The following is a 21,521-nucleotide window of genomic DNA, read 5'->3' as shown; positions in this document are numbered from 1 at the left end:
TCGCCTGTCACCGCAAGAACAGAACACGAAGCATCGAAGTGGAGTCCCCAAGCATGTCCCTTTCCTCAGCGTGCCGCCGTGCCGCCGCCGTGACCGCCGGTGCCGTCGCGCTCACCATCGGCCTGGCGCTGCCCGCCCTCGCGCACGTGAGCATCAACCCGGGAACCGCGGAACAGGGCGGGTTCACCAAGGTCGCCTTCCGGGTGCCGAACGAGCGTGACAACGCCTCGACCGAGAAGGTCGAGGTGGAGTTCCCCACCGACCACCCGCTGCCGTTCGTCTCGGTCAAGCCGGTGCCCGGCTGGGACGTCAAGGTGGTGACCGGCAAGCTGCCCAAGCCGGTGACGACCGAGTACGGCGAGATCACCGAGGCCGTCACGAAGGTCACCTGGTCGGGCGGGAAGATCGGCCCCAGCCAGTTCCAGGAGTTCGAGGTCTCCATGGGGATGCTCCCCAAGGACACCGACCAGCTCACCTTTCCCACCACCCAGACCTACACCGGTGGTGAGGTCGTCAAGTGGGCCGACCAGCCCAAGGCCGACGGCTCCGAGGCCGACCGCCCGGTCCCGACCCTGAAGCTCACCCCCTCGACCGGGGGCGACGAGCACGGCGCAGGAGCGGCCAGCCCGTCCGCCACGGCCACCGTGGCCGCCCACGAGTCCGAGGCCGCCAAGCCCGCCGCCGCGCAGGCGTCCTCCTCGGACGGCACCGCACGGCTGCTGGGCGGGGCCGGCCTGCTGGCCGGAGTCGTGGGCGTCGTGGTCGGCGTGCTCGGCCTGCGCCGTGGAGGACGCGCCTCCTGACCTCCCCGCGGCGTGTCCGCCGGTGAGGCGCTCCGGCGGAGGCCCGTGCGGGGATGCCGCGGCGGAGATGAGAGCAGACGGCGGGGGCCCGCGGATCGATTCCGCGGGCCCCCGCCGCCGTCTCCTCCCCAGACCGGATCAGCCGCTGATGTCCTTGCCGCTGAACCTGGCCCACGCGATCGAACCGAAGATCACGATGTAGGCGCCGAACACCAGCAGCCCCTGCCCCATCTCCCCGGTGGCGACCGGGTCTCGCAGCACCCCGTCGAAACCGCTCCACCAGCTCGACAGCAGGTACGGCCGCAGCCCGGACAACTGCGGGATGACCCCGAGCACCTGGGCGACGATGACCAGCACCACGGTCGCGGCGATGGCGCCGATGGCGATCTCCGTCAGCGTCGAGAACGCCAGCGAGATCGCCGCCAGCGCCGCCATGCCCGCCGCGACGTACAGCACGACGAGCCCGATCCTCAGCAGCCCCTCGGCCATGGGGATCGTCCCGCCGGACAGCAGCGTGATCGGCCCCGCCGGGAACAGCAGCAGCCCGGTGAGCAGCGCCGACGACGCGACCGCCGCCACGGCCGCCAGGCAGAAGATCACCGCGTTGGCGTACTTGACCACCAGCAGCCTGGTGCGGCCCACCGGAACCGCCAGCAGGTAGCGCAGCGTGCCGATGCCCGCCTCCCCCGCGACCGAGTCCCCCGCGACCACCGCGACCGAGACCGGCAGCAGCAGCTGCACCAGGAGTGAGAGCGCGGCGAAGGTGAGGAACAGCCCGTTGCCGGTGATCTGGGTGAAGACGCCGGGAGCGCCGTCACCGGGCTCGGGACCGCCGAACGCCCTGAGCGCGACGCCGAGCAGCACCGGCACCAGGACGAGCACCCCCAGCATGGCGAGATTCCTCGGCCTGCGGAAGGTCAGCCCGACCTCGGAGAAGAGGAAGCGCATGAGGTTGCGTCCCTTTGCGACGCCTGGCGGCGTCGCGCCCGGGCCGGGGGCCTTCCCGCTGTCCTCTGTGGTGCGGGTCAGGCCTGAGATCTCCGGCGCGTCCAGGCCGGGAGCCCCCGGCTCGACCGGACTGGGGACGGGGCCTTCTAAGGCGTCGGACCGGTCGGCTTCGGGGGGCGGGATGTCCTTCTTCAGGGTGTTCTGGGGGGCGGTCATTGTCTGGTTCGGGGAACCCTTCTCAGCCGGCGACATCGAAACCCTCTCCGGTCAGGCCGACGAACACGTCCTCAAGGCTTGGGCGGCGTACGGCCAGGCCGCGTACCGCGACACCGGAGGTGACCAGTTCGGCGCAGATCCGCTCGGCGGCCTCCTCGCCCAGTTCTGCGCTCACCTCGTCCTCACGGTCCTCGCCGAGCCGTACCCCCGCCAGGCCCAGGTCCGCCAGTACGGCCGCCGCGGCCGCGACGTCCGGTGTCTCGACGCTGATCCTGACCGCCTCCGCGGCTCTGAGGGTGGCCAGAGGACCCTGGGCGGCCAGCCGTCCGGCCCGCATCACGGCCACGTGGGAGCACATCTGCTCGATCTCGGCCAGCAGGTGGGAGGAGACGAACACGGTCGTGCCCTCCGCCGCGATCTCCTTGACCAGGCCGCGCACCTCCCTGGTGCCCTGCGGGTCGAGGCCGTTGGTCGGCTCGTCGAGGATCAGCAGTTCCCTGGGCCGCAGCAGCGCGGCGGCGATCGCCAGGCGCTGACGCATGCCGAGGGAGTAGGCGCGGTAACGCTTGCGGGCGGCGGCCGTGAGCCCGACCCTTTCGAGGGCCTCGCCGATCCTGGCCGAGGCGGTACGGGGGTCGACCGTGAGGTCGGCCGCGTCGTAGCGGCGCAGGTTGGCCGCACCGGACAGGTAGGGGTAGAAGGACGGCCCCTCCACCAGCGCGCCCACCCTCGGCAGCGCCGTCCGCAGGCCGTCCGGCATGGCGGTGCCGAGCAGTTCCCAGCCGCCCTCCGAGGGGGCGACCAGGCCGAGGAGCATACGGATCGTCGTGGTCTTTCCCGAGCCGTTGGGGCCGAGGAACCCGAAGACGCTTCCCTTCGGCACGGCCAGGTCCAGGTGGTCCACGGCCACCTGGCCGCCCCTGAAGCGTTTGGTCAGTCCGCGGGTGACGATCGAGTGGTCCTCCGTGCGGGCCTCGGGAGGCACAGCGGAGGAAGCGGAGGAGGATCTGTCCTCCTGGACGGTCAGCATGGCTCTCCCATCGTCGCCTGTGTCGTCTCCGCCTTCGAGCGCGACGGCCCTCCGCTCGCGGCGTCGTTCCTGGGGCGTGGCCCGGCGGGGCGGGTAGGGCCCCACCCCGCCGGAGTCCCGGTCCCGGGAGACGCTGGCGCGTCCCCCGGGGCCGGCCGCCGGGAGTCATGACTCTCCCGGCGTCCCGTTCGTCAGCTCGCCGCCGCTTCCTGCAGCCTCTCCGGGGTGACCGCGCCGACCAGCAGGCGGCCGTCATCGGTCAGCAGCGCCGAGAGCAGCTTGCTCTGGATGACCCTGCCGCTGCCCCACGGCCCGCTGACCTGCTTGGCCGACCTCAGCAGGGTGTCCGCGAGGGCGTTCGCGTTCCCCGCCGGGCCGTCCGCGTCCTGGGACTGGTTCGCGCCGAGGTCCTTGACGGAGAAGGGAAGCACCGCGACCGAGGTCCAGCCCTGCCCGACGACCTTGGCCCTGCCCTTCAGCGCCCGCTCCCGTTCCTGCCTGGCCCGGTCCTGCTTGCTGAACTCGTCGGCGGCCCGCTCGGTCACCTTCGCCCCCGCGGGCGGGGTGAATGTGAAGTTCTCCGCGGCGGGCGGGGTGAACGTGACCGAGGTGAAACCGACCTCGAAGGCCGGCTCGGCGGCGCTCTTGGCGTAGACCTGCACCCGCAGGGGGACGAAGGTCTCCCCGTCGAGCGCCAGCTTGACCTCCTTGACCAGGGACGCACCGTCCTTGGGAGCCAGGACGAGCTGGTAGGCGGGGCGGTCGGCGACCCGCTCGGTGTTGCTCACGCTCACCACGGTGTCCGTGGCCGCCCTGCTCAGCACCTGCTGCGCGGCCTGCTGCGGAGTGGTCGCGGAGGGAAGCGCGGTGGCGTGCTTGTCCTGCGCCTCGGGGTCCACCCCGCTGATCCGGGTGGCCTCGTTGTCCTCGCTGCGCCACAGCCAGACCTGGTCCCCGTTGACGATCAGGTCGGTCTCGCTCATCTTGCCCGGAAGAGCCAGCCTGAGCCGGTCCGCGCCGCCGTACCAGACCTTGAGCTCGTGTGAGCCCGCCAGCAGCGCGGCGGGTGAGGAACCGCCCATGCCCGAGATCTCCGGCAGGCCGGGAAGTCCCAGGGAGGCTGTCTGAATGACGGTGCCCGACATGGGCTTCATTCCGGACTGGGAGGCCTTGGCGGCGTCTGCGAGCAGCTGCTCCGCCGTACGCGCGGGGAGCGTGGGCTCCCCCTGGACGGCTGCGATGACCGGGCCCGCTCCGATGGCCGCGGCTACCACCGCGATCGCAGCGACCGGCACACCCCATCTCGTCACGCGGCTTCGCCTTGTTCGTTCAGACATGTCACTCCTTTACGGTAGTGCGTCGATCGTTTCTGAAGGCAGCTTGCGTGACCGTTCCTGTGCCGGAGCTGAGACAGACTGAGAGGTCTCACAGGTTCTCAGCGGTCTCTCAGTGCCGCTGGCCGAAGATGGGGGCGAAGGCGGAGGTGGTGGGGGATGCGGGTTCTCGTCGTTGAGGACGAGCGGCGGATGGCCGCGGCGCTCCAGCGTGGGCTGCAGGCCGAGGGGTTCGCGGTCGACCTCGCGCATGACGGCGAGGAGGGGCTGCACCTGGCCAGGGTCGGCGACTACGACGTGGTCGTGCTGGACATCATGCTGCCGAGGATCTCCGGCTACAACGTCTGCAAGCAGTTGCGGGCCGAGGAGAACTGGGTGCCGATCCTGATGCTGTCGGCGAAGGACGGCGAGTACGACATGGCCGACGGCCTCGATCTGGGCGCCGACGACTACCTGACCAAGCCGTTCTCCTACGTCGTGCTGGTCGCCAGGCTCAGGGCGCTGCTGCGCCGGGGCGCGAACCGGCGCCCCGCCGTGCTGCGGGCCGGTGACCTGACCCTGGATCCCGCGCGGCGCCGGGTCTCCAGGGGGCAGCAGCCGATCGAGCTGACGCCCAGGGAGTTCGCCCTCCTGGAGTACCTCATGCGCCACCACGACGAGGTGGTCTCCAAGTCCGAGATCCTGGAACACGTGTGGGACACCTTCGACACCGACCCCAACGTGGTCGAGGTCTACGTGGGCTACCTGCGCCGCAAGGTCGACGCCCCGTTCTCCAGGAACGCGCTGCAGACCGTCAGGGGGGCCGGGTACCGGCTCGCGGGCGATGGCGGCTGACCCGCGCGCGGGGGGCGGGCGCCGTACGGCCGGTTGGTGGCGGCGCAAGAGCCTGCGTTTCCGGCTGACCGCGGTCGCCTCCGCCGTGCTCGCGCTCGCGCTGGTCGTCTCGGCGTACGTGATGGTCGGCGTGCTGGGCCAGGCGCTGATCACCACCATCGACGACGCGATCTACCAGCGGGCGCGCGACACGGTCTCGCTGGCCGATGCCGGGCGGCTGCCGGACGAGCTGACCACGTCGGACGGCACGCTGCTGCAGGTGATCGACGGCCGGGGGCGGATCACCCACGCGACCACCGGCACCGACCGGCTGGTGCCGCTGCTGAGCGCGTCCGAGCGGGCCACCGCGATCACCAGGGGAAGGGCGAGTTTCGTCAACGGCGAGCCGTACGGCATCCCGCATCTGCTGCGGGTACGGGTGCTCAGCGCGGACCGGGGGCAGAGTGTGATCTCGGCGCGCTCGTTCCGTGAGGTGGAGACCAGCCTCAGTACGGCCGGTCACGTGCTGGTCGTCGGCACGCCGCTGCTGCTCGTGCTGCTCGCCGGGGCCAGCTGGGTGATCATCGGCAGGACGCTGCGTCCCATCGCCGCGCTGCGCAGGGGCGCTGACGAGATCACCGGCACCGCGCGTTCCAGACGGCTGCCGGTGCCCGAGGCCAGGGACGAGGTGCACAGCCTCGCCACCACCCTCAACGACATGCTGACCCGGCTCGAACAGGCCGACGCGCGGCAGCGGTCCCTGGTCTCCGACGCGGCGCACGAGCTGCGCAGCCCGCTGGCCAGTATCCGTCTCCAGCTTGAGGTCGCGCTCGGCCATCCCGAGGGGCAGGACTGGCGGGAGACGGCCGAGGGCGTGCTTGAGGACACCATGCGCCTGTCCAGGCTGGCCGAGGACCTGCTCGCCCTGGCCAGGCTCGACGAGCGGGACGGTCCCGCCCGCAGGGAGCCCGTCGAGCTGGAGCAGCTCATCCAGCAGACCGTCGAGCGCTACGGTGAGGCCGTCACGGTACGGCTGCCCGCCCCGGTGGACGACTCCCCCGCGGGGGCGGCCGTGGTGACGGGCGACGCGCTCGACCTGGGGCGGGTGCTGGTCAACCTCGTGGACAACGCGCTGCGGTACACCTCGGCCCCGGTGGTGGTCGAGTTGCGCGTCGAGGGCGCGGACGCGGTGCTGACCGTCACCGACGACGGCCCCGGCATCCCCGAACCGGACAGAGAGCGGGTCTTCGACCGTTTCACCCGTCTGGACAGCGCGCGCAGCCGTGACGAGGGTGGTTCCGGGCTCGGCCTGGCGATCGTCAGGGAGACGGTCAACGCCCACGGCGGCGCGGTGCACCTGGAGGATGCCTCGCCTGGTTTACGGGCAGTTATACGACTTCCGCTATCTTGACCGACGCTTGTCCATCATGTGCTTGGCCGGGAAGGGCCCGGAGACCTAGCGTCACTCTCATGACTTCCGCTGACGGCGGCGAGCGGGAGCTGATCCTGCGGGTCGCGACGCGGCTCTTCGCCGCCCTTGGCTACGACGGAACCTCGGCCAGTCAGATCACCGAGGCCGCCGGGGTCGACGTCGCCACGCTCAACGAGCACTTCGGCGGCAAGCGGGAGCTGTACCTCGCGGTCATGGAGCGCGCCCACCTGACCGAACTCGCCGATCTCGAGGGGACGATCACGCAGATCGCCACCGCGCCTCCGGGAGACCCCCTCCGGGAGCCCTCGGGAGCCGTGCACCGCCTGCTCGACAGCTACATCGACTTCTGCGTCAGGAACCCCGACATCGCCGCGTTGTGGATGCACCGCTGGCTGTCCGACGCCAGCGACGTCACCGAGCCGGAGCGGCAGTACGTCCAGCCGGTGGTCCGGCGCATCAGCGAGACCCTGCGGTCCCTGGCCTCGCCGTCCGCCGACGTGATGTTCGCGGTCTGGACGGTGACGTGGTCGGCGCACGCCTTCTCCCGCGGCGGGGTGCTCGACGAGGAGGGCAACCACTGGAGCCCCGGGGATCCGGAGATCCTGCGCCGTTTCCGCGCCTACATGCACGACGTGGTGCACCACGCCCTCGGCCTGCCGGGTGACCCGCCGCCGTCGTGAGCGAGGGCCGTGACCTTCGGTTCCCTCCGGCGGACGGTACGCGACGGACCAGATAACAAATCGATTTACCCCGGTCAGGATATTGCGGTAAACCCGTCGCGGGTTCACGATGGGGACGCTCACTTGTGCCTCTTCAGGGCCGCCGGGGCACCCCCGGCGGGCGAGACCGTCAGCACGAGCCAGGCGTGCGTTCCCAGGCCTGCGGGACGGACCGTCTGCCGCCGTCGCGGGACCGCCCGCGGACAGGACCCATCGAAAGGCGAGGTGCGCCCCCGCCTCGCGATCGGGCCACCCGTTCCCCCCACGGGTGGCCCGATCCCATTCCGGTCCTCCTCAGAGGCCTGATCCGCGCAGTCCGGAGACGACGGCGAGGGCGTCACGGGCGGAGGCGGCGTCGTGGACCCGGAAGACCCGGGCGCCCTGCCAGGCGGAGACCGCGAGGGTGGCGATGGTCCCGGCGTGCCGCTCGTCGACCGGAAGCCCGCCGAGGGTCTCGCCGACGAAGTCCTTGTTGGAGACCGCGACGAGCACCGGCCAGCCGGTGCCGACCATCTCGCCGAGACGGCGGCTGATCTCCAGGGAGTGCCGGGTGTTCTTGCCGAAGTCGTGCGCCGGGTCGATGAGGATCGACTCTCTGGCGACCCCGGCGGCGGCCGCTCGCTCGGCGAGGCCGACGGTGTGGTCGACGACGTCGGCGACCACGTCGTCGTAGGCGATGCGGTGCGGGCGGGTGCGCGGGGTCACGCCTCCCGCGTGCGCGCACACCAGCCCGATCCCGTGCCCGGCCGCGACGGCGGCCAATCCGGGATCGACTCCGCCCCAGGTGTCGTTGAGCAGGTCCGCGCCCGCCTCGGCGACGACCTCGCCGACCTCGGCGCGCCAGGTGTCGACACTGATGATCAGATCGGGGTGACGGTCCCTGACCGCCGCGACCAGGCCGGCCACCCGGCGGATCTCCTCCGCGGGGTCCACCTCGTCACCCGGTCCCGCCTTGACACCGCCGATGTCCACGATGTCCGCGCCGCCCTCGACGGCCCCGTCGACGGCCTTGAGCGCGGCCTCGAAGCCGTAGGTCCTGCCCCTGTCGTAGAAGGAGTCGGGGGTGCGGTTGACCACCGCCATGATCGCGAATTCGCCGGGCCGGAACTCACGGCCTCGCAGGCGCAAGATAGTCATCGACACCGAGCCTATCGGGCCGGTACCGGAGAGGCGGGCGCTCCCACCTGCGCCGCCTCCGGGGGTTGGGGAAACCGTGCCTCACGTGGAGGTCAGGCGGCCGACCCACCCTCGGCCACCGTGACGAAGTCCTGGGCGACGGAGGGCAGCCGCCGCCGCGCGTGGACGAGGGCGATCACCCTGCGGACCGAGGGGTCGAGGGAGCGGACCACCAGCCCGGCCCTGGCCGCCTGCTCGGCCATGCCCCGGTACCACAGCAGGGAGGCCGCTCCCGAGCGGACCGTGTTGAGCCAGTTGCCGCGCTCGTCGAGCTGTACGGCGGGCACGGGAGCGATGCCGTACTTGGTGAACAGGGCGTCGAACTCCCTGCGCCGGGCACTGCCGGGGACGGGCATGACCAGCCGCATGCCGTTGAGCCTGTTCATCGGGACCGGGTCGGGCAGGTCCAGACCGGAGGGGGAGATCAGCACGATCTCCTGGCGTTCCAGTGGATGGCTGACCAGGTCGGCCGGGACGGGCAGGTCCGTCAGGCCGAGATCGGCCCGCTGGTCCCTGATGGCGTTGACCACGCCGTCCCGTCCGTCGCAACGGACGATGTGCACGCGCACCCCTGGATGCTCGGCGGCGTAGGCGGGAAGGAGTCGTCCGGCCAGCCCCGGTTCGAGGCTGGGGGTCGAGGCGATGCGCAGTTCCGCGTCGGCCTGGTGGCCGTGGGCGGACAGCGCCTCGATCTCCCTGACTGCGTCGAGCGCCTCCCGGGCCAGCTTGACCACCCGGCGTCCCTGCGCCGTGACGACCACGCCGCGCCCGGAACGGGCGAACAACGTCATTCCCAACTCTCGCTCAAGGTCTCTGATCGCGCGGGAAAGCGCGGGCTGCGCGATGTACAGCGACCTGGCCGCATCTGTCATGGTGCGGTGCTCCGCCGTCGCGACCACGTAGCGGAGCTGCTGCAGATTCATGGCTTCGACGCTAGGACACGGGCCCGGGGTCGGTCCCGGACATTGCAGAGATCACCTTTGACGATTTCAGAATGTAACCGTATATAGCGACATCCGTGACGGATGATAAATCAGTATGCTTACGCCCCAAATTCGATAAAAGTCCGGTCATTCATGGACGGCCGGACACTCGGGTTAACGGGGAGACAGCGTGACAGGCAACGGGCACAACCCTCCACAACCACCGTGGCCTCAAGGGCCTCAGGGGCCCCAGGGCCCTCAGGGGCACCCCCGTTCCGCGCCGCCTCCTCCCGCCTGGCCCGCCGCACCACCTCAGGGACCTCCGCAGGGGCCGCCGCCCCAGGGGGTACCCGGACAGCCGTACCCGTCCGCGCCGCAGCCCCCTCCGGGACAGGGTTTCCCCCCGGGTTACGGCTACCCGCCGCCCGGTCAGGGACGCCCAAGGCCCGGCCCTAACCAGGGATACGGTCACCCGCCCGCGCCGCCGCCCGCGCCGCCGCCCGCCCCGCCGCAGGGCTATCCGCCGCAGAACCAGGGAGCACAGGGCTATCCGCCCGCGGGCCAGGGGTATCCGCCGCCGCCCGCTCAGGGCTACCCGCGGCCCGGACCCCAGGGGCAGCCGCCGTACCCCGGGGCGCCCCAGGGGCGGCCGCCGTACGGCGCGCCGATCCCGCCACCGCCTCCCACCCCGCCCGCTCCGTGGCAGCCGCCGCCGCGGCGCTCGGGAGGCGCCGGAGTGATCGTGGTGAGCGTCTTCGGCGTGATCGCGCTGCTCTTCATCGGGCTCGTGGTCGCCGGGTCGCTCATCAAGAACCGTTATCGGGACTCGGCCCCGCACTTCGCCGTACCCACCTACACGCCCTCCCCCCTGGAGACCTCGCGACCGGCCACCGAGGACACGTTCACACCCACGCCCACCCCGACGGAGACGCCGCAGGAGACGAAGCCGACGGACGTGCCGAGCCCCTCCAAGGAGGTCGTCCGCAACACCACCCTGGAGGGCAACACCCTCTACCGGACCGGAGGCCTGCCCACGGTGAGCTGCTCCGCGGGTTCGCCGAGCATCTACAGCCACAGCCAGCTCAAGGGGCTGATCCTGAAGACCTCCAGGTGCCTGGACAAGGGGTGGTCGCGAATCCTCGGCGAGCAGGGCATCGACTGGAGCCCGCCGGGCTACGCCATCGTCTCGGGCAAGGGACGCGGGGCGTGCGGGGACTTTCCTCAGATCGGCAGCATCGTGCCGTACTACTGCCCGCGCAACCACACCATCTACGCCTCGACCGGCGCCATGGCCAAGGGATCGGGCAACAGCCTCGGATACGGTCAGATCGTCGGCTGGCACGGCGCGATCATCAGCATGATGGCCCACGAGTACGGCCACCACGTGCAGCAGCTGACCGGCCTGTCCGACAGCTGGTGGCAGAAGACGCAACGCTCGTCGAGCAGGAGCGGCAGGCTCGCGCTGAGCCGCAGGTTCGAGCTCCAGGCCACCTGCTTCGGCGGGATGTTCATGCGCTCGGTCGCGAGCACCTATCCGGTCACCCCGGCCAGGCGCAACACGCTCTACTACTTCTACTCGCGGGTCGGGGACTGGCCCGGCTACCCCCGTGACCACGGGACCCCGGCGAACAACAACCGCTGGTTCCGCCAGGGCTACGAGAAGAACAAGACCTTCCAGTGCAACACCTGGCTGGCCTCCTCCTCCTCGACGTCATAGCTTAAATACTCATTAACCGAAGTTTGGTTGTCTGTCTGCCATGTCCATGTATGGGGCTAGAATCCTGCCAATTCCATGTAATCGGGGGACCTCGGCTGTTTTGCCAGGTGGACCGGGGTAGGACGCAGTAGGAAGCGGTGTGATCATGCGCCATGGGCAGGGCCCGGGGGACTCTTCCGGCGAGGACGGGAAACGGCACGCCCCTGAGCAGGACCCGGTGGGCGGGGTCACCCCTGGCACCCCCGCCGCCCCTGACGTTCCCGGTGCTCCGGGAACCCCCGACGCTCCCGGAACCGCCGGTGTTCCCGGCGCTCCCGGTGTTCTTGGCGCTCCCGGTGTTCTTGGCGCTCCCGGTCCTCCCTCGGCCGGGGCCGTCGAGGGGGCCGGGGAGACCGCCCAGGCCCCGGAGGAGGCCGCCCGGATCCCGCAGGGCTCCGTACAGGGCCCGGGGAGACCCACGCGGGGCTCCGCCCCCGCGGCGCGGCCGGCCGGGAAGCGGCCCGGGTTCGCCAAGCCGCTGACGACCGCCTCGCTCGTCGGCTGGACCGGGCTCTCGGTGGTCCTGCCCGGCGCGGCCCACCTGCGTGCGGGGCACCGCCGTACCGGCTACGCGCTGCTGGGCGTCTTCGCCGCGCTCCTGATCGCCGCGGCGGTCGTCGCGTTCGTCGTCCTTCCCGGCAACGTGGGCTTCCTGACCAGGGACAGCACGCTGACGAGCGCGGTGGCCCTGGCCGGCGCCGGAGCGCTCGCCTGGTTCCTGATCGTGCTCTCCTCCTACGTCTCCCTGCGCCCGAGGAGGCTCAGCGGCAGGGGGCAGATCGTCTCCGGCGTCGCGATCGGCCTGCTGTGCGTCGGGGTGATGTCGCCGTTCGCACTGGTGGCGAACACCGTGCTGACCGCGAAGAACACGGCCAACGCCATCTTCCAGAGTTCGAGCGACAACCCGACCGTGGTCCCCGTCAAGCACGAGGACCCGTGGAACGGGCGCGACCGGGTGAACTTCCTGCTCGTCGGCGGCGACGGCGCGGGCAACAGGGAGGGCATCAGGACCGACAGCATGACCGTGGCCAGCGTGCAGGTCTCGACCGGCAACACGGTCATGTTCAGCCTGCCCCGCAACCTGCAGCACGTCCGCTTCCCTCCGGACGGCACGCTCGGCAGGCAGTTCCCCAACGGCTTCATGCGCGAACTGCCCAGCGGCGGCCTGCTCAACGAGGTGTGGCAGTACGGCGAGGAGCACCCCGAGGTCGTCCAGGGCAAGGACGGTCAGCGCGGGCCCAGGGCTCTCATGGAGGCGATCGGTTACACCCTCAACCTGAGGATCGACTACTACGCGCTGATCAACATGTTCGGCTTCGCCCACCTGGTCGACGCCATCGGCGGCCTGAAGATCCGGGTGGACAGGGACGTCCCGTGGGGCGGCCTCTACGGCACCGCGGGCACGATCAGGGCGGGCTACCGGACGCTGTCGGGTGAGGAGGCCCTCTGGTACGGCCGCTCCCGTGTCGGCAGCGACGACTTCTCCCGGATGAGCCGCCAGCGCTGCGTCATCGGCGCCTTCGCCCAGCAGGCGACCCCCTCGGTCGTGCTCACCAACTTCGTCAAGATCGCGAACGTCGCCAAGAAGATGGCCAAGACCGACATCCCCCGTGAGCTGCTCGACCCGCTGACCGAGCTGGCCCTCAAGGTCAAGAACGCCAGGATCACCAGCCTGCAGTTCGTGCCGCCGGAGTTCTACTCCGGCTCCCCCGACTGGCGGAAGATCCGCGCCGCGACCGTCAGGGCGCTGCGCCAGTCCGAGCGGCCCGCCCGCCGGGCCCAGGCCGCGGGGGTGACGGCCTCGCCGGGCGTGAGCGGGGCGACGGCCTCCCCCACGGGCGGCGACGGCGCCGGCACGCCCACGGCGACCCCCTCGACGACCCCCTCGTCCGGGCGGCCCACGCCGCACCGGACGGCGCCGCAGACACCGCACGAGACGCCCACCCAGAACGGCGCCACCGCCAAGTCGCTGAGCGAGATCTGCGGCTTCTGACCCACTCCGTCCTGTGCGGGCGGGCACCCGGTTCGGTGCCCGCCCGCACAGGGGTCCGGTGGCAGGCGGGCGAGGGCTCCCGGTGCCGCGATCATGTCCGCCGGGACAGTGATCGGCGACCTTCCGGAGAAGGAAATCAATCCCGGCGTTTTGATGGGATTGACGGCATAAGGCCTGCTCAGAGGCATTTTTCACGGCTGGACGGGGCCGCCGGAAATGCAGGAACGTGGGGAGAGTTCGATCCCCTCGAATCCGGTGGTGCGCCATGCGAGTCCTGATCCAGCTCCGCCCAACCCCCGACATCGTCGCGGCCGTGGCCGACCCGGGTGTCGCCACGACCACGGCCGACGTGTCCGACGGCCTGCCCGGGGTCGTCCTTGACCATTCCTTCGTCCCGGTCGCGGTGCCCCGTCCCGTGCCCGCGGCCGGGGGCGACCCCCTGTCCCTGAACCAGGCGCTGACCTTCTCCTTCGCGGCCGAGCACGCCTCGGTCCTGGTCCGCGGCGAGATCTCCGACGACGAGCTCTCCACCAGGGTCACGCTGCTGCCCAACACCCGCTCCGACGTCATCGGGGTGCACGCCGACCCGGTGATCGGGTCGAGCATCGTCTGCGGCGGCGACGCCCCCGTCGGCGACTGGCACGACGTGGAGCGGCTGCTGCGCGTCGCCGAGCTCAGGTCGGAGGGGCTGGACGGCTCCGGCGTCCCCCTTGCCATCGTGGACACCGGCATCAACGCCGCACACGTCGCCCAGCGCATCGGCCACACCCCGGTCATCGACTCCGCCCACAGCTGGAACCCCTCCGGCGTCTCCGGGACCGCGGGTCAGTTCGAGGTCGACCACGGCACGATGTGCGCCTTCGACGCGCTGATCAGCGCCTCGAAGGCGTCGCTGATCGACATCCCCGTGCTGCTCTCCCGGCGTCCCGGTGGCTCGGAGATGGACGGCCTGCTCTCCGACGCCGTCGCCGCCTTCTCCCACCTGCGCACCGTGCTCGACTCCCTGCCCGCCGCGACCCGGTCTCTGGTCGTCAGCAACAGCTGGGGCTCCTTCTCCCCCGAATGGGACTTCCCCGTCGGCCACCCCGGCAACTACTCCGACAACGCGGCCCACCCGTTCAACCTGATCGTCTCCAGTCTTGAGCAGGCGGGCGCCGACGTGTTGTTCGCCGCGGGCAACTGCGGGCGCGACTGCAGGGACCGCCGGTGCGCCTACCCCGACCGCCCGATCGGCGGCGCCAACTCGCACCCGAGCGTGCTGTCCGTCGCCGGTGCGGACACCGAGGGCGAGCGGGTCGGCTACTCCTCCCAGGGGCCCGGCCGTCTCGCCCAGCGCAAGCCCGACATCTGCTCCTACACCCACTTCTCCGGCTCCGGGGCCTTCGGCGAGGGCGAGCCCGACTCGGGCACCTCCGCGGCCTGCCCCGTCGCCGCCGGACTGGTCGCGGCCATCCGCACCCGCTGGCCCGCCGCCACGCTGTCCCCCTCGCAGTTGCGCACCCTGCTGCACCGCACCGCGGACGACCGGGGCGGCGTCGGATACGACTACGACTACGGCTACGGCCTGCTGGACGTCGCGGGGGTTCTCGCCGCACTGCGGCGCAGAGACCTGCGTGTGGCGTAGCGGCGGTACGGTCATGGTCCTCATCACCGTACGGCTGCCGCCGCAGGCCACGCTCGAACAGGCCACACACCGCCTCGGCCTCAGGGACGAGGAGGTCGACCTGGGTTACGACCTGGTGCTCATCGACCCCCGCAGGGGCCTGTACGGCCTGCGCGTGACCGAGGCCGCCGCCGGCCGGATCTCCCCGGCCGCCTTCGGAGGCACGGGTCCCCACTCCGACCCCCGCATCGAACCGTACGGCCCGCCGCGCTAGACCGAGCACCGGCGGGGAAACACGAAAAGGCCCGGCCGAAAAAAGAAGAACAACCGGAAAGCCGCATCTCCTTTTCTGTCACGTAACCTTCCGGAGGCATTTCCGGAACAGGTGGCGGCCGTTTTCCCGCCTTTTCCGCTTCCTGATCCTCATGCACCCTTGGTCCGTGGAACCCGGCGCCGGCCCCCTTATCCCGGCGCCGGGGAAATCATTCACCGCGACCATGGAGGGGAAATGCCCGAGAGGAAGAGCGATTACGGCCCGGCACGATTACCGGGGGCGGTTCGCACGGCCGCCGTACTCGTCGGGGCCCTGTCCGCCGTCCTGGCCACGGCCGGACCCGGAGCGGCCCTGCCCGCCCCCGCTCTCGCCGCGGCCGCGCAGTGCGGTGACGTGGTGACGGCGAACCTCGTCCTGACCGCCGACCTGGTGTGCCAGGGCACCGGCCTGACCATCGGCGCGGACAACGTCACCGTCGACCTCGCGGGGCACACCGTCAGCGGGGCGCCCGCCGTCCAGATCCCCGACCGCAGGGGCACGACGCTGGTCAACGGCACGCTCACCGGCTCCCAGTCGCTCACCGCCACCGGTTCCCAGCTGATCTCACCGATCCCGCTGACGGCCTCGGGGGTCCGGCTCGGGGCGCAGGCGAAGCTGACCAACGCCTCCGCCGTCCTCGGCCGGGGTTCCGGCGGCTGCACGGTCAACGGGATCAGGGCCCAGGACTCCTGGGTGACTCTCGACGGCTGCGAGGCGCGCGACCTGCTGTACCTGCGCCAGTCGACGGGCACCGTGCGCGCGAGCAAGCTGACCTCCGGCTCCCTGCGGCTTGAGCAGTCCAGCAGGGGACGCTACGAGAACAACGTCTTCGACGACTTCACCGTGCTCCTCTACGACATGTCCCGCGAGAACGTGTTCACCGGCAACGTCCTGAAGAACGCGGAAAGCGCCTTCTACACGGCCATGCCGCAGTCGCCGACCGTCACCAACACGATCCAGGACAACGACATCAGGAACAACGACATCGGCTTCGAGGCCAATGACGTCACCGGTTTCACCATCAAGGGCAACCGGTTCACCTCCAACCGCACCGCGGGCGTCTTCGTCGACAACGGCATCAGGCGCGCGAACTCGGAGTGGATCTCCGACAACGTGTTCACCGGCAACGGCCTGCGGCCCAGCGGGGTCAAGGATCGTGACGGCAACCCGGTCGCGGGTGGCATCCACGTCCGCACCGTCCCCGAGTCCCGGCTCAAGCTGTCCGGCAACGTCGGCAGGTTCAACGGCGGCCACCTCATCTGGGCTCCCGCGGGTCAGGTCGTCGACGGCGGCGGCAACAAGGGCCCCTGCGGGCCGGTGCCCAACCCCGATCTGACCTGCCTCTGACCACGCGTTCCCGCGTTCCGCCCCGTCCGGCGTCCTCTCGGCTCGTCGATCTTCCGTACGCTCCGAGTCCACGTTGGCGGATTTATCACCAAATTTCAGGAAGCGGTGCGGGCAGGTCGGCGGGTTCCGATCACCGAAGACGGCGCGTGTGACCGTCACCGCCGCGCGGCGGCGACCGGGTTCGGGGTGGCCCGCGCCGCCCCGGCCTCGGCGCGCGTCCCAGAGGTGAGCCCCCTGCGGCAGGACGGGACGGCCCCTGGCCCGAGGAGGCCGGATTCCGGGCGGGGCGGATGATCCCCGAACGATATGATCTTCCCTCAGTTCACCCGGCCAACGACCCACGGGGAGTCATTCGTGCCGCTGCGCGAGCGTGCCCGCGCCGTCCTGGAGGCTCCGCGCTTCCAGCAGGCCGTCATCGCGATCATCCTGGTCAACGCCGCGACCCTGGGACTGGAGACCTCCGCGACGGCGGTCGAGCGGTACGGCACGGCCCTGACCGTCATCGACCACGTCGCGCTCTACGTCTTCGTCGCCGAGTTGCTGGCCAAGGTCTACGTCTACCGGGGCCGGTTCTTCGCCGACCCGTGGAACCTGTTCGACACCTCGATCGTGACGATCTCCCTGTTGCCCGTCGCCAGTGGCCTCTCGGTGCTGCGGGCGTTGCGCATCCTGCGGGCGCTGCGCCTGATCTCGGTCGTGCCGAGTCTGCGCAGGGTGGTGACGGCGCTGCTCAACGCGGTGCCCGGGATGACGTCGATCGTGCTGCTGCTCGGCCTGGTGCTCTACGTGGCGGCGGTGATGGGCGCCAAGCTCTATCACGACACCGCGCCGGACTACTTCGGGGACCTGCCGACCTCGCTGTTCACCCTGTTCCAGATGATGACCGGGGACGGATGGTCGGACATCACCCGGGAGGTCATGGACGAGCACCCCGCCGCCTGGATCTTCTTCGTGGCCTTCATGCTGGTGTGCACCTTCGTGGTGCTGAACCTCTTCATCGCCGTCGTGGTCAGGGCCATGGAGGACGAGCACGCCGAGCAGTCGGCCGAGGCCGCGGCCCAGGAGGCCCTGACGGTCAGGGAGACGAACGAGGCGGTTCTCGCGGAGCTGACCGCGCTCAGGGCGGAGATCCGCGAGTTGCGGGACCGGGTCCCGGTGACGCCCGCCGGCCGCTGACCGGTGGGAGGGCGGGCGCCAACGGTGAGCCGTCAGCGGGAGTAGAACTCCACGACGAGCTGCTCGTCGACCGGGATCGCGATCTGCTCCCGCAGCGGGCGGCCGACGAGGGTGAACCTCAGGTCGGCGTGGCTGACGTCGAGGTAGGCGGCGATCCGGTCGTCGGCGTAGACGCCCTCCGCCGCCGCGACGAACGGCTGCATCGTCCTGGACCTCTGACGGACCGCGATGACCTGGCCCGGCTTGACCAGGTAGCTGGGGATGTCGACCTTGCGGCCGTCCACGGTGATGTGGCCGTGGGAGATGTACTGACGGGCCGCGTAGATCGACGGGGCGAGACCCGCCCGCAGGACCAGGGAGGCCAGACGGCTCTCCAGCAGCACGACCAGCTCGGCTCCCGAGCGGCCGGTGCCGCGCAGCGCCATGTCCCAGTAGCGGCGCATCTGCCGCTCGGAGACGTCGTAGTACCAGCGCAGCTTCTGCTTCTCCATCAGCCGCAGGCCGTAGTCACCGGTCTGCCGCCTGTTCGTCTTGCGCCCGTGCTCGCCCGGAGGGTACGGCCGCTCCTCGAAGTAGCGCACGGCCTTGCGGGTCAGCGGGACGCCCGCCCTGCGGGACAGCCGCACCTTGGGCCCGGTGTAGCGCACGGTCACTCCTCTGTGGTTAGGTTTGGCTTAGTGAGGTAAGCCTTACCTTAGGTCAAGGGTCCCCCGATCTCAAGGAGAGCCTGTTCATGCAGCCCGTCACCGCTCCCCCGATCCCCGAGCGGGTCCGCACCCTCGCCGCCACGGCCACCCCGACCCACGTGTCCCTGACCGGGACCCGCCTGCCCGCCTCGCCCGCCAGGGGAGGCGTCGACGACCGGGGCCGCCCGGTGCTGCTGGTCATGCCGGGAGATCCGCTCCACGGCGCGCTCGACGAACCCGTGGTGACCGTCGACCTGACGGCCAGCCGCAGTCTTGGAGCCGTCCAGGCCTCGCGCGGCCTGCTCAAGGTGCAGGGGTGGGCTCAGGCCGTACCCGACGGGGAGGCACGGCAGGCCGCGATCGCGATCGCCGAACGCTGCCCCGACGAGGCGTTGTTCGAGGCTCTTGAGGACCGTGGACCCCGGCTGCTGCGGATCGACGTCGGCCAGGTGATCTATCTCACCGGCCCGGAGTCGGGGGTGCTCGACGGTGAGGAGTATCTCGGCGCCCGGCCCGACCCCCTGATGGACGTCGCGGAACGCCTGCTCGACCATGTCAACGACACACACCGGGACCAGCTTGAGACGGCGCTGGTCTCCCTGCTCGACGGACCCGTCCCCGACGTCTGGCTCTGGGAGCTCGACAGGTTCGGCGCTACCGTCCGCTCAGGCGTCGGCGAGCCGACGCTGATCCGTCTGCCCTGGCCCGTCCCCGTCTCCGACGCCGGGTCCCTTGAGCGCGCCCTGCGCTGCCTGCTCTGTCACCGCTGACGCGCCCGGCCTGCTCCCGTTCTCCCCGGCCGCGCCCCTGGCCGTTCACGGGACGCGCGGGGAGAGGGTTCTCTCAGCTCTCGGGGACGACCTCCCTGGTGGTACGGATGACCTCGTCGACGAGCCCGTAGTCCCTGGCCTCGGTCGCGGTGAACCAGCGGTCGCGGTCCCAGTCCTCCTCGATCTGCTCCAGCGTCTGGCCGGTGTGGAAGGCGATCCGCTCACGCATGAGCTGCTTTGTGTACAGCATCTGCTCGGCCTGGATGGCGATGTCGGTGGCGGTGCCGCCCAGGCCCCCCGAGGGCTGGTGCATGATGATCCTGGCGTGCGGCAGCACGTAACGCTTGCCCGGCGCCCCCGCGCACAGCAGGAACTGCCCCATGGAGCCCGCGATGCCCATCGCGACCGTGGCGACGTCGTTGGAGATGTACTGCATGACGTCGTAGATGGCCATGCCCGCCGAGACCGAGCCGCCCGGCGAGTTGATGTAGAGCCAGATGTCACGCCGGTCGTCGTCCGCGGACAGCAGGAGCAGCTCGGCGCAGATCCTGTTGGCCACCTCGTCGTTCACCTCCGTGCCGAGAACGACGATCCTCTTACGCAAAAGCCGCTGGTAGAGCTGATCCTCGGCGACCGGCCGCGAATTGGTCATCTCTTTCACCCACCCCGGAGCTGAATTTACGAATGACGATTCATCGCGACCATAACGCCCCCGAGCCGGCGTTCCCGCGCCGTTCGCTGTGAGCGCTTTCCGCTCACAGCGCACCTGGGAGCGGCTCCCATAGGTGACAGACAAACCTCCACCCCTGCCTCATCAAAGGATCAAGGCATCGTTCAAGATATGGGGATGCGACCGATCTCACCCGAACGCCGGGACGGGCGGACCCGCCCGGAGCGCGACCGTCGGAGCGTGTCATGAACTCCCCCATCCGTGTCCTGGACGCCCACGCCGCGAACCGCTGGGCGGACGTCGGAGCGTTGATCTTCGAGTACATGGGAGCGACCCAGGCGGAGCTCGGTCTTCCCGTCCCGGTCTCCCTCGACGAGCTGCCCGCCCGCATGCAGAACGAATGCCGCGACCCCGGGTCCGTCTACCGCGACCCCGGCGCGTTCCTCGTCGCCTGCCACGACGAGAGGCCGATCGGCGGCGTGGGTCTCAGGCCCCTCCCCGGGACGGACGCCGTCCAGGTGAACCGTCTCTACGCGCGCCCCGGCCACCGTGGCGGGACGGGCAAGCTGCTGATGGAGCACGCGCACAGGCATGCCGAGCAGCGGGGTTTCGCCCGGCTGGTCCTCGACGTCATGCCCCAACGCCACCAGGTCATCGGCCTCTACCGCCGTCTCGGCTACACCGAGGTCGAGCGCGAGGACCACCGCTCCTTCCGCATGCTCTCCATGGAACGGCTCATCACCCCCGCGTAACCCCTTTCCCGCGGGCCCATGTTTATCTCCCTCATCCTCGGACACTGGATATGTCTGTGCGGGGAAACCCCACATAGAGGATGTAAGGGGATGAATTACTCATGGGTGCGGAGGACAAGGTCTCCAACAAGGCCGAGGAGCTCGGGGGCAAGGTCAAGGAGGGCGCCGGGCGCCTCACCGACGACGAACGGCTTGAGGCCGAAGGTCGTGCCGACCAGAGCAAGAGCCACCTCAAGCAGGCAGGCGAGAAGCTGAAGGACGGCGCCGAGAAGGTCAAGGACGCCTTCAAGGACTGATTCCACCGGTCTCGCCGTGCCGTACGAGGCCCGGCGAGACCCGAGGTCCGCGAGGAAGGGGGACCGGTATGACCGTGACGCGGTTCCATGACCTGCCGCTGGCCGACTCCGAGCGGCGCTGGAACAAGGAGGCCGCCGAGAGGCGCGTACGCGCCTGGGCGGGGGCACAGGACAGGCCGAACGCCAGGTACCGCGAGGCCCACCTCTGGTACGACGGCGGCGAGCCCGACGAGTTCGGGAGCTACAAGCTGCCCTTCGCCGACGTGGTCGACGGCGAGCTCAAGGCCGTCCCGCGCGCGCTGCACGCCGCCGCCGGCGTCATCGACGGGGCCAGGGGCGGGGTCGACGTCCCCGGCGGTGACGTCGGGCCGATCAAGTCACATCTGGCCAGGTACTACACCAAGATGCACGAGACACCGCCCTGGGAGGGCTGAGCGCGGGGCCGCACCCGCCGGAGAACCCCGCCCGCCCGAAGGAGGAGACGATGACACCCGAGGAACAGCCGGAGCGGATGTCCGCGGACGGCAAGCCCATGGTCGGCGCGACACCCCGCGACGTGGTCCACATCAGGCTCGGCTCGTTCGCGTTGATCGCGGCCGTCGGCATCGGTGTGCTCGGCTTCGTGGCGGGTCTGACCTGGCTGACCGTGGTGATGGCGCTGGCGGTCGTCGTCGCGATCGTCGACATCGTCCTGGCGGTCCGCCGTCAGTCGCACGCCAGGAGGGGCACGACGACCGAGGCGGGCTGAGCGCCCCTCCAGGAGAA

At 70.6% G+C, this 21,521-nt stretch carries 22 protein-coding genes; 15 read left to right on the top strand and 7 right to left on the bottom strand.

Annotated elements, in window-relative coordinates; translation table 11 throughout:
• The first annotated feature begins 53 nt into the window (after positions 1-53).
• Positions 54-803, top strand: a complete 750-nt coding sequence (locus ACFYY8_RS06810) for a YcnI family protein (protein WP_390037913.1) — start codon at positions 54-56, stop codon at positions 801-803.
• 138 nt (positions 804-941) lie between these two features.
• Here the strand turns inward: ACFYY8_RS06810 and ACFYY8_RS06805 are convergent, their stop codons facing one another.
• The 3 genes from ACFYY8_RS06805 to ACFYY8_RS06795 form a co-directional block, all read right to left on the bottom strand.
• Entirely contained in the window at positions 942-1,967 is a 1,026-nt protein-coding gene (locus tag ACFYY8_RS06805) for an ABC transporter permease (protein ID WP_390037911.1), read from the bottom strand.
• Positions 1,968-1,989: 22 nt separating this feature from the next.
• Positions 1,990-2,997, bottom strand: a complete 1,008-nt coding sequence (locus tag ACFYY8_RS06800) for an ATP-binding cassette domain-containing protein (RefSeq protein ID WP_390037909.1) — start codon at positions 2,995-2,997, stop codon at positions 1,990-1,992.
• A gap of 191 nt (positions 2,998-3,188) precedes the next feature.
• A complete protein-coding gene (locus tag ACFYY8_RS06795; RefSeq protein WP_390037907.1) occupies positions 3,189-4,307 on the bottom strand; it encodes an outer membrane lipoprotein carrier protein LolA in 1,119 nt (372 codons plus the stop codon).
• 183 nt (positions 4,308-4,490) lie between these two features.
• Here ACFYY8_RS06795 and ACFYY8_RS06790 point away from each other — a divergent pair, with 183 nt between their 5' ends.
• The 3 genes from ACFYY8_RS06790 to ACFYY8_RS06780 are packed head-to-tail and all read left to right on the top strand — an operon-like array spanning position 4,491 to position 7,256.
• On the top strand, positions 4,491-5,165 hold the full coding sequence (locus tag ACFYY8_RS06790) for a response regulator transcription factor (RefSeq protein ID WP_352009376.1): 675 nt from the start codon (positions 4,491-4,493) through the stop codon (positions 5,163-5,165).
• The gene (locus tag ACFYY8_RS06785) at positions 5,155-6,555 is read left to right on the top strand and encodes a sensor histidine kinase (RefSeq protein WP_390037905.1); all 1,401 of its coding nucleotides are present in this window, start codon (positions 5,155-5,157) and stop codon (positions 6,553-6,555) included. The genes ACFYY8_RS06790 and ACFYY8_RS06785 overlap by 11 nt, the downstream gene beginning before the upstream one ends.
• 59 nt (positions 6,556-6,614) lie before the next feature.
• Positions 6,615-7,256: a TetR/AcrR family transcriptional regulator gene (locus tag ACFYY8_RS06780; RefSeq protein WP_390037903.1), complete on the top strand. Its 642-nt coding sequence runs from the start codon at positions 6,615-6,617 to the stop codon at positions 7,254-7,256.
• 333 nt (positions 7,257-7,589) lie between these two features.
• Here ACFYY8_RS06780 and folP read toward each other — a convergent pair whose 3' ends face one another.
• Together folP and ACFYY8_RS06770 are read right to left on the bottom strand one after the other, a co-directional pair.
• Positions 7,590-8,432, bottom strand: coding sequence for a dihydropteroate synthase (gene folP, locus ACFYY8_RS06775; RefSeq protein WP_390037901.1), 843 nt, complete (start codon positions 8,430-8,432; stop codon positions 7,590-7,592).
• 92 nt (positions 8,433-8,524) lie between these two features.
• Positions 8,525-9,394, bottom strand: a complete 870-nt coding sequence (locus ACFYY8_RS06770; RefSeq protein WP_352009372.1) for a LysR family transcriptional regulator — start codon at positions 9,392-9,394, stop codon at positions 8,525-8,527.
• A 736-nt stretch (positions 9,395-10,130) separates the two neighbouring features.
• On the opposite strand from ACFYY8_RS06770, the gene ACFYY8_RS06765 reads away from it, so the two are divergent.
• The 6 genes from ACFYY8_RS06765 (at position 10,131) to ACFYY8_RS06740 (ending at position 17,582) form a co-directional block, all read left to right on the top strand.
• A complete protein-coding gene (locus ACFYY8_RS06765) occupies positions 10,131-11,111 on the top strand; it encodes a neutral zinc metallopeptidase (RefSeq protein WP_390037899.1) in 981 nt (326 codons plus the stop codon).
• 145 nt (positions 11,112-11,256) lie between these two features.
• A complete protein-coding gene (locus ACFYY8_RS06760) occupies positions 11,257-13,143 on the top strand; it encodes an LCP family protein (RefSeq protein WP_390037897.1) in 1,887 nt (628 codons plus the stop codon).
• A gap of 265 nt (positions 13,144-13,408) precedes the next feature.
• Positions 13,409-14,767, top strand: coding sequence for a S8 family serine peptidase (locus tag ACFYY8_RS06755; RefSeq protein ID WP_390037895.1), 1,359 nt, complete (start codon positions 13,409-13,411; stop codon positions 14,765-14,767).
• 13 nt (positions 14,768-14,780) lie between these two features.
• Positions 14,781-15,020: a hypothetical protein gene (locus ACFYY8_RS06750; RefSeq protein ID WP_390037893.1), complete on the top strand. Its 240-nt coding sequence runs from the start codon at positions 14,781-14,783 to the stop codon at positions 15,018-15,020.
• Positions 15,021-15,254: 234 nt separating this feature from the next.
• Positions 15,255-16,406 (top strand): right-handed parallel beta-helix repeat-containing protein, encoded by a 1,152-nt coding sequence (locus ACFYY8_RS06745; protein ID WP_390037891.1) that lies wholly within the window; start codon positions 15,255-15,257, stop codon positions 16,404-16,406.
• Between the two features lie 354 nt (positions 16,407-16,760).
• Entirely contained in the window at positions 16,761-17,582 is an 822-nt protein-coding gene (locus ACFYY8_RS06740; protein ID WP_390037889.1) for an ion transporter, read from the top strand.
• A 32-nt stretch (positions 17,583-17,614) separates the two neighbouring features.
• Here the strand turns inward: ACFYY8_RS06740 and rpsD are convergent, their stop codons facing one another.
• Entirely contained in the window at positions 17,615-18,229 is a 615-nt protein-coding gene (rpsD, locus tag ACFYY8_RS06735; protein WP_390037887.1) for a 30S ribosomal protein S4, read from the bottom strand.
• A gap of 86 nt (positions 18,230-18,315) precedes the next feature.
• Here rpsD and ACFYY8_RS06730 point away from each other — a divergent pair, with 86 nt between their 5' ends.
• The gene (locus ACFYY8_RS06730) at positions 18,316-19,038 is read left to right on the top strand and encodes a DUF2470 domain-containing protein (RefSeq protein ID WP_390037884.1); all 723 of its coding nucleotides are present in this window, start codon (positions 18,316-18,318) and stop codon (positions 19,036-19,038) included.
• A gap of 73 nt (positions 19,039-19,111) precedes the next feature.
• On the opposite strand, the gene ACFYY8_RS06725 is transcribed toward ACFYY8_RS06730, so the two are convergent.
• Complete coding sequence (locus ACFYY8_RS06725; protein WP_390037882.1) at positions 19,112-19,690, bottom strand: ClpP family protease; 579 nt, start codon at positions 19,688-19,690, stop codon at positions 19,112-19,114.
• Between the two features lie 263 nt (positions 19,691-19,953).
• Here ACFYY8_RS06725 and ACFYY8_RS06720 point away from each other — a divergent pair, with 263 nt between their 5' ends.
• The 4 genes from ACFYY8_RS06720 (at position 19,954) to ACFYY8_RS06705 (ending at position 21,504) form a co-directional block, all read left to right on the top strand.
• The gene (locus ACFYY8_RS06720) at positions 19,954-20,460 is read left to right on the top strand and encodes a GNAT family N-acetyltransferase (RefSeq protein ID WP_390037880.1); all 507 of its coding nucleotides are present in this window, start codon (positions 19,954-19,956) and stop codon (positions 20,458-20,460) included.
• Between the two features lie 101 nt (positions 20,461-20,561).
• Complete coding sequence (locus ACFYY8_RS06715) at positions 20,562-20,756, top strand: CsbD family protein (protein ID WP_352009360.1); 195 nt, start codon at positions 20,562-20,564, stop codon at positions 20,754-20,756.
• A 68-nt stretch (positions 20,757-20,824) separates the two neighbouring features.
• A complete protein-coding gene (locus tag ACFYY8_RS06710) occupies positions 20,825-21,190 on the top strand; it encodes a hypothetical protein (RefSeq protein WP_390037878.1) in 366 nt (121 codons plus the stop codon).
• Positions 21,191-21,240: 50 nt separating this feature from the next.
• Positions 21,241-21,504 carry a hypothetical protein gene (locus ACFYY8_RS06705; protein ID WP_390037876.1) on the top strand — a complete coding sequence of 88 codons (264 nt, stop codon included), beginning with the start codon at positions 21,241-21,243 and terminating at the stop codon, positions 21,502-21,504.
• Positions 21,505-21,521: the final 17 nt, after the last annotated feature.

The sequence above is a fragment of the Streptosporangium sp. NPDC001559 genome (assembly GCF_042893955.1).
Lineage (GTDB): Bacteria > Actinomycetota > Actinomycetes > Streptosporangiales > Streptosporangiaceae > Streptosporangium.
This window is presented reverse-complemented; position numbering and strand designations above follow the sequence as displayed.